1 pseudogene is annotated in these 1213 nt (G+C 63.1%); it reads left to right on the top strand.

The annotated features are described in order from the left end of the window. Positions 1-82: 82 nt before the first annotated feature. A pseudogene (locus tag G3436_RS23145) lies at positions 83-1213 on the top strand (branched-chain amino acid ABC transporter substrate-binding protein); the annotation flags it as partial.

The following is a 1213-nucleotide window of genomic DNA, read 5'->3' as shown; positions in this document are numbered from 1 at the left end:
AAAAAACCAATGGCACGGCGCTTGCTCATCGCAATTGCTGAACGTTGTAGTGCCAACCAAAAAAACTCAGGAGCACCACCTCATGTCGCAGACGTTTTACAAGAAAGGCTTTCTGGCCCTCGCCGTGGCAACGGCGCTGGGCGTGTCTTCGTACGTACAGGCCGACATCAAGATCGGCGTAGCGGGCCCGATGACCGGTGCCAACGCGGCGTTTGGCGAGCAGTACATGAAAGGTGCCCAGGCGGCGGCCGACACGATCAACGCCGCAGGCGGGGTCAACGGCGAGAAGATCGTGCTGGTCAAGGGCGATGACGCCTGCGAGCCGAAGCAGGCGGTTGCGGTGGCCAACCGTCTGGTCGACCAGGAAAAGGTCGTGGGGGTGGTTGGGCACTTCTGTTCCTCCAACACCATTCCCGCCTCCGAGGTGTATGACGAGGCCGGCATCATCGCGATCACCCCCGGCTCGACCAACCCGCAGGTCACCGAGCGTGGCCTGGGTGCCATGTTCCGCATGTGCGGGCGTGACGACCAGCAGGGCATCGTGGCCGGCGACTACATCGTTGACGTGCTCAAGGGCAAGAAGGTCGTGGTACTGCACGACAAGGACACCTACGGCCAGGGCCTGGCCGATGCGACCAAGGCCAGCTGGAAAACGCGGCGTCAAGCCGGTGCTGTACGAAGGCCTGACCCGCGGCGAGAAGGACTTCAGCGCGGTGGTCACCAAGATCCGCGGCGCCGGTGCCGACGTGGTCTACTTCGGTGGCCTGCACCCGGAAGCCGGCCCACTGGTGCGGCAACTGCGTGAGGCAGGGCTCAACGACGTCAAGTTCATGTCCGATGACGGTATCGTCACCGACGAACTGGTGGCCACCGCCGGGGGCGCCAAGTTCGTCGATGGCGTGTACATGACCTTCGGTGCCGACCCGCGCCTGCTGCCCGACAGCAAGGCGGTGGTGGACGAGTTCCGCAAGTCCGGCACCGAGCCCGAAGGCTACACCCTGTATGCCTATGCGTCGGTCCAGGCGCTGGCTGCGGCCTTCAACGGGGCCAAGTCGACCAAGGGCGAAGAGGCCGCCAAGTGGCTCAAGGCCAACCCGGTGAAAACCGTGATGGGCGAGAAGAAATGGGACGCAAGGGCGACCTGACGGTTTCCGACTACGTGGTCTACCAGTGGGACAAGGACGGCAAGTACCACCAACTGGAAAAACAAAAA

It is taken from the genome of Pseudomonas brassicae (assembly GCF_010671725.1).
Taxonomy (GTDB): domain Bacteria; phylum Pseudomonadota; class Gammaproteobacteria; order Pseudomonadales; family Pseudomonadaceae; genus Aquipseudomonas; species Aquipseudomonas brassicae.
Note: the sequence above shows the minus strand (reverse complement) of the source record. Positions and strands in the feature narration are given on the sequence as shown.